Origin of the sequence: Nonomuraea marmarensis (assembly GCF_043197025.1) — a bacterium.
Lineage (GTDB): Bacteria > Actinomycetota > Actinomycetes > Streptosporangiales > Streptosporangiaceae > Nonomuraea > Nonomuraea marmarensis.
The window spans coordinates 166,581-180,508 of sequence record NZ_JBICRM010000013.1 but is presented as its reverse complement, the minus strand read 5'-3'; the positions used below and the strand labels follow the sequence as shown (position 1 = coordinate 180,508).

Below are 13,928 nucleotides of genomic sequence, written 5' to 3'. Positions count from 1 at the left end.
CTATCGTTGACAAAGCCGTTGTTAGCGATAACAATCGGCGGAAGCGAACGCGAACTTTGTTCTGATTCGTCACGTTCTGTGATCGAATCCCCCACCCTATCGGCAATTGCCGTAACCCCCATTGCTAGGAGTTCACCATGAGGTTGGGACGAATCGGGGGCGTGGTGTCGATCATCGCGCTCGCCGCGACCATGACGGCCTGCGGCTCAAGCCAGAAAACGGTCGATGCCCAGTCCTCCGCGTCGGCCGGCGCCGGCAGCGCCGGTGCCCTGATCGGCGTCACCATGCCCACGAAGTCGTCGGAGCGCTGGATCCACGACGGTGACAACGTCAAGCAGCAGCTGGAGCAGCTGGGTTACAAGGTCGACCTCCAGTACGCGGAGAACGACATCCCCACGCAGGCCAACCAGATCGAGAACCAGATCACCAAGGGTGCCAAGCTCCTGATCGTGGCCTCCATCGACGGCACCGCGATCACCTCCCAGCTGCAGCAGGCCGCCGACAACAAGATCCCGGTCATCGCCTACGACCGGTTGATCCGCAACAGCCCGAACGTCGACTACTACGCCACGTTCGACAACTTCAAGGTCGGCGTGCAGCAGGCGACGTCGCTGCTCAAGGGCCTCGGCGTCGAGGACGGCAAGAAGGGTCCGTTCAACGTCGAGCTGTTCGGCGGCTCGCCCGACGACAACAACGCCACGTTCTTCTGGAACGGCGCCATGTCGGTGCTCCAGCCGAAGATCGACGACGGCACGCTGAAGATCAAGAGCGGCCAGACCGACTTCAAGGTCGCCGCCATCCTGCGGTGGGACCCGGCCACGGCGCAGAAGCGCATGGAGGACATCCTCACCAAGACCTACACCAGTGGCGCCAAGGTCGACGGCGTGTTGTCCCCGTACGACGGCCTGTCGATCGGCATCCTGTCGGCGCTCAAGAGCTCCGGCTACGGCACCAGCGGCCAGCCGTACCCGGTCGTGACCGGCCAGGACGCCGAGCTCGCCTCGGTCAAGTCGATCATCGCCGGTGAGCAGTACTCCACCATCTTCAAGGACACCCGCAAGCTCGCCGAGCAGACCGTGAAGATGGCCGACGCCGTGCTCAAGGGCGGCACGCCCGAGGTGAACAACACCAAGGACTACGACAACGGCAACAAGGTCGTGCCCTCGTACCTGCTCGACCCGGTGATCGTGGACAAGAGCAACTACAAAGAAGTCATCATCGGCGGCAACTACTACACCGAGGACCAGCTCAAGTAAGGGCCTGCCCCCGGGGACGTGGCCGCGTCCCCGGGGCTTTCCCTGAGCGAGGGGCATCATGACCGAAACCATCTTGCGGATGAGCGGGATCACCAAGACGTTCCCCGGCGTGAAGGCGCTGCAGGACGTCAACCTGTCCGTCCGGCGGGGCGAGATCCACGCCATCTGCGGTGAGAACGGCGCCGGCAAGTCGACGCTGATGAAGGTCCTGTCCGGGGTCTACCCGTACGGCGACTACGAGGGCGAGATCACCTTCGAGGGCGGGAAGGGCGAGTTCGGCGGCATTCGCGACAGCGAGCGCGCCGGCATCGTCATCATCCACCAGGAGCTGGCCCTCAGCCCGCAGCTGTCGATCGCCGAGAACATCTTCCTCGGCAACGAGCGCGCCAAACGCGGCTTCATCGACTGGAACCGCACCAACTACGAGGCCGGCGAGCTGATGAAGCGGGTCGGTCTGCGCGAGAACCCCACGACGCCGATCTCGGACATCGGCGTGGGCAAGCAGCAGCTCGTCGAGATCGCCAAGGCGCTGTCGAAGGAGGTCAAGCTCCTCATCCTGGACGAGCCGACCGCCGCGCTCAACGACGACGACTCCGCCCACCTGCTCGACCTGCTGCGCGGGCTCCGCGACGAGGGCATCACCTGCGTGATCATCTCCCACAAGCTGAACGAGGTGATCGCGATCGCCGACTCCGTCACGATCATCCGTGACGGCCGGACGATCGAGACGCTGGACATGGCCGGCGACCACGTGACCGAGGACCGCATCATCGCCGGCATGGTCGGCCGCGCGCTGGACAACCGCTTCCCGCCGCACGAGCCGACGGTCGGCGAGGAGGCGCTGCGCATCGAGGACTGGACGGTCTACAGCCCCAGCCAGCCCGGCCGGAAGGTGGTCGACGGGGCCGCCCTCACGCTGCGGCGCGGGGAGATCGTCGGGCTCGCGGGGCTGATGGGCGCCGGGCGTACCGAGCTGGCGATGAGCGTGTTCGGGCGTTCGTACGGGGTGCACATCTCCGGCAAGGTCTTCAAGGACGGCAGGCCGATCGAGATCCGCCACGTGCAGGACGCGATCAGGCACGGCATCGCGTACGCCACCGAGGACCGCAAGCGGTACGGCCTCAACCTCATCGAGGACATCAAGCGCAACATCAGCGCGGCCGGGCTGGGCGGGTTGTCCAAGCGCGGCTGGGTCAACGAGAACGAGGAGTACCGGGTCGCCGAGCAGTTCCACCAGAGCATGAACATCAAGGCGCCCAGCGTCAACAGCGTCGTCGGCAAGCTGAGCGGCGGCAACCAGCAGAAGGTCGTGCTCTCCAAGTGGATCCTGACCGAGCCTGACGTGCTCATCCTCGACGAGCCCACCCGCGGCATCGACGTCGGCGCCAAGTACGAGATCTACACGATCATCAACCGCCTGGCCGACGAGGGCAAGGCCGTGCTGGTGATCTCCTCTGAGTTGCCTGAGCTGCTGGGCCTGTGCGACCGCATCTACACGCTCTCCGAAGGCCGCATCACCGGCGAGGTTCCCCGCTCGGAGGCCACCCAGGAAAGCCTCATGTATCTCATGACCAAGGGACAGCAAAAATGAGCAGCATCACGCCCGCCGACGTGGAGGTCGGCGCCAAGGGCGACGGGGGAGCGCCACGGCAGCCGGGCCGGGTGTCGCTGGGCGGCCTGTCGCTGAACCTGCGTTCGAGCGGTATCTACATCGCCTTCGCGCTGATCGTCGCGCTGTTCTCGGTGCTGACCGACGGCGCGATGCTGCAGCCGCAGAACATCTCCAACATCATCGTCCAGAACTCCTACGTCCTGATCCTCGCGATCGGGATGATCCTGATCATCATCGCCGGGCACATCGACCTGTCGGTCGGCTCGGTGGTGGCGGTCACGGGAGCGCTGGCCGCGGTGCTCATGGTCAACATGGGCCTGCCGTGGCCGCTGGCCCTGCTGATCACGCTGGTGGCCGGGGCGCTCATCGGGGCCTGGCAGGGGTACTGGATCGCGTACTTCGGCATCCCGGCGTTCATCGTGACGCTGGCCGGCATGCTGCTGTTCCGGGCGCTGACCCTGACCGTCCTGGGCAACCAGGGCATTGGCCCGTTCCCCGACCAGGTACGCACGCTGGCCAACGGCTTCACCAACGGCTACCTCGGTAACATCGGCCTCGGCCCGCTCGGCGGCGCCGACCTGTTCAGCCTGCTGATCGGGATCGTCGCCATCGCGGGCATGGTCGCCGCCCAGTGGCGCACCCGCAACGCCCGCCGCGGCTACGGCCAGGCGGTGGAGTCGATGGCGCTGTTCGTGCTGAAGATGGTGGCCGGCGCGGCGCTGATCCTCTTCCTCGTGGTGCAGCTGGCCCGCTTCAAGAACCTGCCATGGGTGCTGGTGCTGCTGGCGGTGCTGGTGCTGGCGTACTCGCTGATGGCCAACCGCACGGTCTTCGGCCGGCAGATCTACGCCATCGGCGGCAACCTCCAGGCGGCCGTCATGTCCGGCGTGAAGGTCAAGTCGGTGGTCTTCTGGATCTTCGTGAACATGGGCGTCTTGTCGGCCATCGCCGGCATCATCTTCGCCGGCCGGCTCAACCAGGCGGGTCCCACGGCGGGCAACAGCTTCGAGCTGGACGCCATCGCCGCGGCCTTCATCGGCGGCGCGGCCGTGCAGGGCGGTGTCGGCAAGATCGTCGGCGCGATCACCGGCGGCCTCATCATGGCGGTCATCAACAACGGCATGTCCCTGATCGGCTCGCCCAGCGAGCGGGTGATGCTCGTCAAGGGCGCCGTCCTGCTGGCCGCAGTGGCCTTCGACGTGTGGACCAAGCGCAGGGCGGGCGCCGCCCGCTGATCAGCCGCCCCCTCACCGCCTGAAAGGAGAGACCGTGACGACACCCAAGCGCCGCCTGCCGGTCATGGCCGACGTGGCCAAGGAGGCCGGCGTGTCGCACCAGACGGTCTCCCGGGTGCTCAACGACCACCCGAACGTCCGGGCCGACACCCGCGCCCGGGTCGAGGAGGCGATCACCCGGCTGGGCTACCGGCGCAACCTGGTCGCCCGCGCTCTGGTCACCAAGCGCTCCAGGACTCTCGGCGTGGTGAGCTTCGACACCACGCTGTACGGCCCGGCCAGCACGATCTACGGCATCGAGCAGGCGGCCAGGACCGCGGGCTACTTCGTCAGCATCGTCAGCCTCAGGTCCATCGACGCGGGCAGCGTGCGCGACGCCATCGACTACCTCGCCGAGCAGGGCGTGGACGGGGTCGTGGTGGTCGCGCCGCAGCGCTCGGCGGCGCGCGCCCTGGAGAACCTGCCGTCAGGGCTGCCGGCCGTCGCGGTCGAGGGCACGCACCGGGCCAACGTGCCGGTGGTGTGCATCGACCAGATCGAGGGCGCCAAGCTGGCCACCCGGCACCTGCTGGAGCAGGGCCACGAGACCGTCTGGCACGTCAGCGGCCCGTCCGACTGGCTGGAGGCCGAGGGCCGGCTGGAGGGCTGGCGCGCCGCGCTGGAGGAGGCGGGCCGGCCGGTGCCCGAGCCGCTGGCCGGCGACTGGAGCCCGCGCGCCGGCTACGAGGCGGGCCGGAGCCTGGCCGCGATGGACGGCGTCACGGCCGTCTTCACGGCCAACGACCAGATGGCGCTGGGCGTGCTGCGCGCGCTCAGCGAGGAGGGGGTGCGAGTGCCCGACCAGATCAGCGTGGTGGGCTTCGACGACATCCCGGAGTCGGAGTTCTTCTCCCCGCCGCTCACCACGGTCCGGCAGGACTTCGCCGTGGTGGGCAGGCACTGCATCGAGGTGCTGCTGCGGCAGATCGACGCGGGACCCACCGTGTACGAGCGCCTGGTCGTGCCGCCCAGCTTCGTCGTCAGGTCCAGCTCCGCACCCGTCCGGTAGATGATTGGCATGCCGCAGAAGAAACCCCTGGAGAGCAATGTGAACGCTAACAGTTATGTGGTCGGAGTGGACTTCGGCACGCTGTCAGGGCGTGCCGTCGTCGTCCGGGTGCACGACGGCGCCGAGCTGGGCAGCGCCGTCCACGAGTACGCGCACCGCGTCATCGAGCACCGGCTCCCCGGCTCCGACGTGCGCCTCGGCCCCGACTGGGCGCTGCAGTCGCCGCAGGACTGGATCGACGTGCTCAAGATCGCCGTGCCCCGGGCGATCGCCGCGGCGGGCGTCGCGCCCGAGGAGGTCGCCGGCATCGGCACGGACTTCACCGCCTGCACCGTGCTGCCCACCACCGCCGACGGCACGCCGCTGTGCTTCGAGACGCCCGCGGAGCCGCACGCCTGGCCCAAGCTGTGGAAGCACCACGCCGCGCAGCCGCACGCCGACCGGATCAACGACCTGGCCGCGCGCCGGGGCGAGAGCTGGTTGCCGCGCTACGGCGGCAAGATCTCCTCCGAGTGGGAGTTCGCCAAGGGCCTGCAGGTCCTCGAAGAGGCCCCCGACGTGTACGCCAGGGCCGAGCGCTGGATCGAGGCCGCCGACTGGATCATCTGGCAGCTCACCGGGGTCGAGAGCCGCAACATCTGCACCGTCGGCTATAAGGGGATTTTTCAGGACGGAAGCTACCCGTCCGAGGAGTTCCTCGCCGAGCTCAACCCCGGCTTCGCCGGTTTCGTCGGCAAGCTGGCCACGGGCGAGGTCGGTGACAAGGTCAACGGCACCACCGTGGCGCCGCTGGGTGGCCTGGCCGGGCGCCTGACCGCGCAGGCCGCCGAGTGGACGGGCGTGCCCGAGGGCGTGGCCGTGGCCGTCGGCAACGTGGACGCCCACGTCACCGCCGCCGCCGCGGACGCCGTCGCGCCCGGCCAGATGGTGGCCATCATGGGCACCTCCACCTGCCACATCATGCCCAGCGATCAGCTCGCCGAGGTGCCCGGCATGTGCGGTGTCGTACGCGACGGCATCGTGCCGGGCCTGTGGGGCTACGAGGCCGGGCAGTCGGCGGTCGGCGACATCTTCGCCTGGTTCGTGGACAACTTCGTGTCCGACTCGGACCATGAGCGCCTGACCGCGCTGGCCGAGCAGCAGGCGGTCGGCGAGCACGGGCTGGTGGCGCTGGACTGGTTCGGCGGCAACCGCTCGGTGCTCGTGGACCACAACCTGTCCGGCGTCATCGTCGGCCAGACCCTGGCCACCAAGCCGGAGGACGTCTACCGGGCGATCATCGAGTCCACCGCGTTCGGGGCCCGGATGATCGTGGAGACGTTCGAGAAGTCGGGCGTGCCGGTGCAGGAGTTCGTGGTCGCGGGCGGGCTGCTGAAGAACCGCTTCCTCATGCAGGTCTACGCCGACGTGCTGCGCCGCCCGCTGTCGGTCATCGGCTCCGACCAGGGGCCCGCGCTCGGCTCGGCCATCCACGCGGCCGTCGCGGCCGGGGCCTACCCGGGCATCGAGGAGGCCGCCGCGGCGATGGGCAAGCGCACCGAGGCCGCGTACGTGCCCGACGAGGCCAGGGCGGACGCGTACGACCGGCTCTACGCCGAGTACCGCAGGCTGCACGACTTCTTCGGAGACGGACGGATGCTGCACACGCTGCGCGCGATCAGGAACGAGGCAAGCGCATGAGAAGAACGGTCTGCGATCTGCATGCCGAGCTGGTCCGTTACAACCTGGTGGCATGGACCGCGGGCAACGTCTCGGGGCGGATCCCGGGCGAGGACCTGTTCGTCATCAAGCCGTCCGGCGTCTCCTACGACGAGCTGACGCCGGAGAACATGGTCGTGTGCGACCTCGACGGCAACCTCGTGGAGGGCGAGCACTCGCCGTCCAGCGACACGGCCGCGCACGCGTACGTCTACCGCAACATGCCCGAGGTCGGCGGCGTCGTGCACACCCACTCCACCTACGCCTCCGCCTGGGCCGCCCGCGGCGAGGCCATCCCGTGCGTGCTGACCGCGATGGCCGACGAGTTCGGCGGCGAGATCCCGGTCGGGCCGTTCGCGCTGATCGGCGACGACTCCATCGGCCAGGGCATCGTCGAGACGCTCAAGGGCCACCGATCCAAGGCCGTGCTCATGCAGAACCACGGGGTGTTCAGCATCGGCACGGACGCCAGGGACGCGGTGAAGGCCGCCGTGATGTGCGAGGACGTGGCCCGTACCGTGCACGTGGCCAGGCAGCTCGGCGAGCCGCTGCCGATCCCGCAGGACGACATCGACCGCCTGTACGACCGTTACCAGAACGTCTACGGACAGAGGAGCCCGCGTTGAACATCTGGTTTCTGACCGGCAGCCAGGGACTGTACGGCGAGGACACGCTGCGCCAGGTGGCCGAGCAGTCTCAGCGCATCGCCGAGCAGCTGCCCGTGCCGGTGCAGTGGAAGCCCGTGCTCACCGACGCCGCGGCGATCAGGCGCGTCATGCTGGAGGCCAACGCAGACGACGAGTGTGCCGGCGTGATCGCGTGGATGCACACGTTCTCCCCGGCCAAGATGTGGATCGCCGGGCTCGACGCGCTGCGCAAGCCGCTGCTGCACCTGCACACGCAGGCCAACGTGGAGTTGCCGTGGAGCTCCATCGACATGGACTTCATGAACCTCAACCAGGCCGCCCACGGCGACCGCGAGTTCGGGCACATCCAGACCCGGCTCGGCGTGCCGCGCAAGACCGTGGCCGGGCACGTCAGCGACCCGTCCGTGGGCGAGCGCATCCTGACCTGGGAACGCGCCGCCAAGGGCCTGGCCGAGGTGCGCACGCTCAAGCTGGCCCGCTTCGGCGACAACATGCGCGACGTGGCCGTCACCGAGGGCGACAAGGTCGAGGCGCAGCTGCGCTTCGGCGTCTCGGTCAACACCTACGGCGTCAACGACCTGGTCGAGGTCGTGGACGCCGCCTCCGACGCCGACGTGACGGCGCTGGTCAAGGAGTACGCGGAGCAGTACACCGTGGCGCCCGAGCTGCTCGGCGAACGGCACGAGTCGCTGCGTTACGCGGCCAGGATCGAGCTGGGCCTGCGGAGCTTCCTGGAGTCCGGCGGCTTCAAGGCGTTCACCACGAACTTCGAGGACCTCGGCGGCCTGCGCCAGCTCCCGGGCCTGGCCGTGCAGCGGCTGATGGCCGACGGGTACGGCTTCGGCGGCGAGGGCGACTGGAAGACCTCGGTGCTGCTCCGCACGCTCAAGGCGATGTCGCCCGGCGGCACGTCGTTCATGGAGGACTACACCTACCACCTGACGCCCGGCGAGGAGCTCATCCTCGGCGCGCACATGCTGGAGGTCTGCCCGTCCATCGCCGCCGGCACCCCGTCGTGCGAGATCCACCCGCTGAGCATCGGCGGCAGGGAGGACCCGGTCCGGCTCGTGTTCGACGCCGAGCCCGGACCCGGCATCGTGGTGGGCCTGGCGGACATGGGCGACAGGTTCCGGCTGGTGGCCAACGAGATCGACGTCGTGGCGCCGCCCCACCCGCTGCCCAAGCTGCCGGTGGCCCGCGCGGTCTGGAGCCCCCGCCCGAACCTGCGTACGTCCACCGAATCATGGCTCACCGCCGGGGCGCCGCACCACACCGTGCTCTCCCAGGCCGTCGGCCGGGAGGAGCTGACCGACCTGGCCGACATGCTGGGCGTGGAGCTGGTGGTCATCGACGCCGGCACGACCACCGAGCGCTTCGCCAAGGAGCTGCGCTGGAACCAGGCGTACTACCGTCTGGCCCAGGGCTTCTGACCGTGTTCCCGTGCCGCCCTGTCGGGGGCGGCGCGGGGTTCACATAGGATTTGGGGCCGTGATGCTCACCAACTGGGCGGGAAACACCGCATTCCGGGCGCGAGACGTCCACCATCCGACCTCGCTCGACGAGCTCCAGCAACTCGTCTCGGCCACCGCCCAGGTGCGGGCGCTGGGGAGCGGGCACTCGTTCAACGACGTCGCCGACACCACCGGCGACCTCGTGGTGCTGGACCGGATGCCGGACACCGTGGAGATCGACAGCGCGGCGGCCAAGGTACGGGTGGGGGCGCGCATGACGTACGCGCGGCTCGCGCCGTTGCTGCACGAGGCCGGGTTCGCGCTGGCGAACATGGCCTCGCTGCCGCACATCTCAGTGGGAGGCTCGGTCGCGACGGGTACGCACGGCTCCGGCGACGCCGTCCAGAGCCTGGCCGCCGCCGTGTCCGGGCTCGACCTCGTCACCGCCGACGGCTCGATGTTGTCCCTCTCGCGCGGGGACGCCGACTTCCCCGGGGCGGTGGTGGCGCTCGGCGCGCTCGGCGTCGTCACCACGCTGACGCTCGACCTGGTACCCGCCTTCGAGCTGCGCCAGTACGTCCGCGAGGGCCTGACCGTCGGCGCCCTCGCCGACTTCGACACGATCATGTCCTCCGGCTACAGCGTCAGCCTCTTCACCGACTGGCGCGACACCCGCGTCTGGCTGAAGCGCACCGACGAGCTGACCACCCCCGACTGGTACGGCACCCGCCCGGCCGACGGCCCGCGCCACCCGCTGCCGAACATGTCGGCGGAGAGCTGCACGGTCCAGCTCGGCATTCCCGGGCCGTGGCACGAGCGGTTGCCGCACTTCCGCCCGGACTTCCAGCCGAGCAGCGCCGGCAACGAGCTCCAGTCCGAGTTCCTGGTGCCGAGGGAGCACGCGGTCAAGGCGCTGCGCGAGCTGTACACGATCGGCGACCGGATCCGGCCGGTGCTGCACATCTCGGAAGTGCGCTCGGTCGCCTCCGACGACCTGTGGCTCAGCCCGTTCCACGGCCGCGACAGCGTGGGCATCCACTTCACCTGGGTCAAGGATCCCGCCGCGGTGCTCCCGGTGCTGGAGCTGGTGGAGGAGACGCTGGCGCCGTTCGAGCCCCGGCCGCACTGGGGCAAGCTGTTCACCCGCTGGCCCTCCTGCCCCGACCGCTTCCGCTCGCTGGTGCGCACGCTCGACCCCGAGGGCAAGTTCGCCAACGACTTCACGGGGATACTGCTGCGGGAGTAGTACTCGCCGGAGCGCTTGCGCCCCCGGACGTAGGAGGCCACCGGTCCGGGGGACGATGCGCCGGTCCTGCGCGTCCGCGATCGTTGGGGGCATGACCGATCACCCGTTCAGGTTCGGCGCGGTCGCCGGACAAGCCCCTGACTCCGACGCGTGGGCCGGCCTGGCCCGCAGGGCGGAGAGCCTCGGCTACTCGACGCTGCTGGTGCCCGACACGCTCGGCACCCTCTCCCCGTTCATCGCCGCCGCCGTCGCCGCCACGGTCACGACGACCCTGCGCGTCGGCACGTACGTCGTGAGCGCTCCCTACCGCACTCCCGAGACCGTCGCGTGGGAGACCTCCACCCTGCACCGGCTCACCGGCGGCCGGTTCGAGCTGGGCCTGGGCGCCGGGCGGCCGGACGCCGAGCAGGACGCGGCCGCGCTCGGCGTCACGTTCGGCACGCCGGGCCAGCGGATCGAACGGCTGGCCAAGACCATCGACGCCGTCACGGACGTGCGGATCATGGTCGCCGCCGCCGGGACCAAGCTGCTCAGGCTGGCCGCGCGAAAGGCCGACACGGTCGCGCTCGGGGTGCCGCCGACCTACACGGAGGAGCAGGTGGCGGCCAAGCTGGACGAGCTGTACGAGCTGGCCGGCGACCGCTTCAACGACCTGGAGCTCAGCATGAACCTGGTGGCCGTCGGCGACGAGCCGCCCGCGTGGTTGCGGGGCCGGCTCGGCCGCATCGACAGCACCTCGACCGGGCTGCTCTCGGGCACGGTCGAGGAGATGACGGAGACGTTGCGCCGCCGCCGGGACAAGCTCGGGATCTCGTACGTGTCGGTGAACGCCCAGTTCATGGACGAGCTCGCGCCGGTGGTGGAACGGCTCGCCGGTACCTGACGGGATCTGACAGGTACGCCCGGCACGATGGGGCCATGACCGCAAAGGGAACCTTCGACACCGCTGACTGGGACGCCCGACCGCCCTTCGACGACCGCGATGGCGTCTCGCTCGGGCTCGTGACCATGTCCAAGACCTTCCACGGGGATCTGGCGGGGACCAGCGTCGTGCATCTGCTGGTGGCCTCCACGCCGGTGGAGACCTCGCGCTCGTACGTGGCCCTGGAACGCATCGAAGGGACCCTGCACGGGCGTTCGGGGAGCTTCGTCGTACAGCACAACGCGATGAGCGACGGCGGGGAGCAGTCGTTGCGGGTCACGGTCGTGGCGGACTCGGCGACGGGGGAGTTGCGCGGCCTCAGGGGCGACATGGACATCCTCATCGCCCCTGACGGCGGCCACTCCTACACCTTCGAGTACCGGCTCTGACCACCCCGCCCCTGGACCCTGAGAGCATTCCCAACCCGGGGTGCTGGTCTGAACTGGGATTCACATCCCATAATCGGCTGAAGTATGGGATGTGCATCCCAATGCTTGGTATCGTGTTGCCATGGCCGATGTGAAGACGCCACGGCTGACGAGCAAGGGGCGGGCGACTCGTGCGCGCATCCTCGGCGTGGCCGCCGACCTGATCGCGAAGCGCGGGATCGCGGGTACGCAGATCGACGACGTCCGCAGGGCGGCCGGGGTCAGCGGGTCGCAGATGACCCACTACTTCAAGGACAAGCGCACGCTCATCAAGGCCGTCATCGCGTGGCAGGCGCAGTCCACGCTGGACACCCACACGCGGCCCGAGCTGGGCCATCTCGACAGCTTCGAGGCGCTGCGCCGGTGGGCTGGCAGCACGGTCGAGCGGCAGCGGGAGCGCGCGTTCGAGGGCGGCTGCCAGTTCGGCTCGCTCGCGGGGCAACTCGTGGAGTCCGACGCCGAGACCCGCGCGGATCTGGCCGCGGGATTCGAGCAATGGCTGGAGTTGTTCCGCAAGGGGCTCCTGGCCATGCGCGACCGGGGCGACCTGCGCAGGGAGGCCGACCCTGAAGCGCTCGCGTACGCGCTGCTCGGCGCCATGCAGGGCGGACTGCTCCTGAGTCAGACCCTGCGCCGCGTCGAGCCCCTCCGCGACTCGCTCAACGCGGCCATCGCGCACGTCGAGTCCTTGGCGACTTCCAACCCCTAACCTTGCCATATTGGGATCTACACCCCAATTTTGAGCGGCTAATGGTTGGGATGTACAACCCAGAGGGAGGATGCCGCCATGACCGCTCCAGTCGTGCTCATCACCGGCGCGCTCACCGGAATCGGCCGGGCCACGGCTCTGGCCTACGCCCGCGAGGGCGCGCACATCGTGGTCTCCGGCCGCCACCAGGACGCCGGCGACCTGCTAGTCAAGGAGCTGGGCTCGCTCGGCGCCCAGGCCGAATTTGTACGGGCCGACGTCCGCTTCGACGACGACGTGAGGTACCTCGTCGATCGTGCCGTCGAGCGTTTCCGGCGGATCGACGTCGCCTTCAACAACGCCGGCACCGAGGGCTGGCGCGGTTCGATCACGGACGTGACCGACGAGAGCTATGAGGCAACGTTCGACACGAATGTCAAAGGCACGCTGCTGAGCTTGAAACACGAGTTCCGTGCCATGCGGGGGACCGGCGGCGGGAGCATCGTCAACGTCAGCTCCATCCTGGGCCTGATGGCCTTTCCCGAGTCGGCCCTCTACGCCGGTAGCAAGCATGCCGTCATCGGCATCACCAAGGCGGCCGCACTGGAAGGCGCGCGCCACGGCATCCGGGTCAACGTCATCGCCCCCGGCTTCACCCAGACGGCCATGTACGAGCGGTCGACCGGTAACGCCTACAACCGCGACTACATCAACTCCGTCCTGCCCATGCACCGGCCCGGCACCCCTGAGGAGATCGCCGAGGCCGTGCTCTACCTGGGGTCCGACAAGGCCGGCTACATCACCGGGCAGACCCTGACGATCGACGGGGGTCTCATGTCCGGCTGGCCCCTGACGCCCGCCGCCTGACCTGCGTGTTCACGCGCGGAAGCGGCGGGGCGGGGTGTGGATGTCGAAGTGCAGCCCCCGCTGCGCCAGGACCGAGTGCGGCGGCGTCTCCGGCGTGATCAGGCCGAGGCGTTCGAACACGGGAAAGCGCGCGAATTCCGCGACGAGGTAGCGGGGCCGCATCACCGGGTGCCAGATGCTGTAGATGCCCACTTTCCCGTCCCGTCGCCGGTACCAGCCCTCGGTGGGATGGGTGAGCCGTTCCAGCCAGTCCGACTCACCGGCGAACCCGTCCAGCAGGGTGAGCGGCAGCGACGACTCGGCCGCCTCGCAACGGGCCTCCCCGGCTTCCAGCCGCCAGCGGGCCGGGGTGCCGTCCCAGTCGGCCTCGATCCGGATGCGGTCGCGCCGCCACGGCATGCCCCAGAGGTGCTGCGGGATCGCCACGACGGGATGGTCCAGGCTGGTGCCGAAGAACCAGACACCCGGCCGGCCGTACGCGGTGACGTAGGCCCGGTAGTTGATCTGCCCGCACGCGATCGACACCTGGGGAAGAAACCGGAAGTGGAAGTCCCGGTCCCGGAAGGCGACGGCGGAGACCAGGGCTCCAGGACCGTCGTCGAAGGTCATCTCCATCGGGGCGAACCCCTCGGGCAACTGCCGCGCGAGCGCGCCGGGGTCCACCCGGTAGCTGACGATCGCGAAGTCGTCGAGCTCCGTCTGGGCGTGATACCAGCGCGGACGAGGACGCGGGGTGCCGTCGAAGCTCATGCCCAAACAGTACGATCATCCAACGCGGGCGTGGTGCAAGCGCCGTCGGCGTAAACCGGTTGCCTGAGGAGGTACCGTCG

General features: G+C 69.2%; 13 protein-coding genes. 12 read left to right on the top strand and 1 reads right to left on the bottom strand.

The genetic code is table 11. From position 1 onward, the window contains the following. Nucleotides 1–137: 137 nt before the first annotated feature. The 12 genes from chvE (at nucleotide 138) to ACFLIM_RS22805 (ending at nucleotide 13,098) form a co-directional block, all read left to right on the top strand. On the top strand, nucleotides 138–1,256 hold the full coding sequence (gene chvE, locus ACFLIM_RS22860; RefSeq protein WP_393168526.1) for a multiple monosaccharide ABC transporter substrate-binding protein: 1,119 nt from the start codon (nucleotides 138–140) through the stop codon (nucleotides 1,254–1,256). Between the two features lie 58 nt (nucleotides 1,257–1,314). Beyond that, on the top strand, nucleotides 1,315–2,847 hold the full coding sequence (gene mmsA, locus ACFLIM_RS22855; RefSeq protein WP_393168524.1) for a multiple monosaccharide ABC transporter ATP-binding protein: 1,533 nt from the start codon (nucleotides 1,315–1,317) through the stop codon (nucleotides 2,845–2,847). After that, a complete protein-coding gene (gene mmsB / locus ACFLIM_RS22850; RefSeq protein WP_393168522.1) occupies nucleotides 2,844–4,103 on the top strand; it encodes a multiple monosaccharide ABC transporter permease in 1,260 nt (419 codons plus the stop codon). Before mmsA ends, mmsB begins: the two co-directional genes overlap by 4 nt. Before the next feature lie 34 nt (nucleotides 4,104–4,137). After that, on the top strand, nucleotides 4,138–5,151 hold the full coding sequence (locus ACFLIM_RS22845; protein WP_393168520.1) for a LacI family DNA-binding transcriptional regulator: 1,014 nt from the start codon (nucleotides 4,138–4,140) through the stop codon (nucleotides 5,149–5,151). A gap of 9 nt (nucleotides 5,152–5,160) precedes the next feature. Next, nucleotides 5,161–6,831, top strand: a complete 1,671-nt coding sequence (araB, locus tag ACFLIM_RS22840; RefSeq protein WP_393168517.1) for a ribulokinase — start codon at nucleotides 5,161–5,163, stop codon at nucleotides 6,829–6,831. Beyond that, nucleotides 6,828–7,475, top strand: coding sequence for an L-ribulose-5-phosphate 4-epimerase (locus ACFLIM_RS22835; protein WP_393168515.1), 648 nt, complete (start codon nucleotides 6,828–6,830; stop codon nucleotides 7,473–7,475). Before araB ends, ACFLIM_RS22835 begins: the two co-directional genes overlap by 4 nt. Further along, nucleotides 7,472–8,926, top strand: coding sequence for an L-arabinose isomerase (gene araA / locus ACFLIM_RS22830; RefSeq protein WP_393168513.1), 1,455 nt, complete (start codon nucleotides 7,472–7,474; stop codon nucleotides 8,924–8,926). Before ACFLIM_RS22835 ends, araA begins: the two co-directional genes overlap by 4 nt. Before the next feature lie 61 nt (nucleotides 8,927–8,987). Beyond that, nucleotides 8,988–10,193, top strand: a complete 1,206-nt coding sequence (locus ACFLIM_RS22825; RefSeq protein ID WP_393168662.1) for an FAD-binding protein — start codon at nucleotides 8,988–8,990, stop codon at nucleotides 10,191–10,193. A gap of 91 nt (nucleotides 10,194–10,284) precedes the next feature. Beyond that, nucleotides 10,285–11,076 (top strand): LLM class flavin-dependent oxidoreductase, encoded by a 792-nt coding sequence (locus tag ACFLIM_RS22820; protein WP_393168511.1) that lies wholly within the window; start codon nucleotides 10,285–10,287, stop codon nucleotides 11,074–11,076. A gap of 35 nt (nucleotides 11,077–11,111) precedes the next feature. Further along, the gene (locus ACFLIM_RS22815; RefSeq protein WP_393168509.1) at nucleotides 11,112–11,504 is read left to right on the top strand and encodes a DUF3224 domain-containing protein; all 393 of its coding nucleotides are present in this window, start codon (nucleotides 11,112–11,114) and stop codon (nucleotides 11,502–11,504) included. A 121-nt stretch (nucleotides 11,505–11,625) separates the two neighbouring features. Beyond that, nucleotides 11,626–12,252: a TetR/AcrR family transcriptional regulator gene (locus tag ACFLIM_RS22810; protein ID WP_393168507.1), complete on the top strand. Its 627-nt coding sequence runs from the start codon at nucleotides 11,626–11,628 to the stop codon at nucleotides 12,250–12,252. Between the two features lie 78 nt (nucleotides 12,253–12,330). Next, entirely contained in the window at nucleotides 12,331–13,098 is a 768-nt protein-coding gene (locus ACFLIM_RS22805) for an SDR family NAD(P)-dependent oxidoreductase (RefSeq protein ID WP_393168505.1), read from the top strand. Between the two features lie 9 nt (nucleotides 13,099–13,107). Here ACFLIM_RS22805 and ACFLIM_RS22800 read toward each other — a convergent pair whose 3' ends face one another. After that, a complete protein-coding gene (locus ACFLIM_RS22800; RefSeq protein WP_393168503.1) occupies nucleotides 13,108–13,848 on the bottom strand; it encodes a DUF2071 domain-containing protein in 741 nt (246 codons plus the stop codon). Nucleotides 13,849–13,928 lie beyond the last annotated feature (80 nt).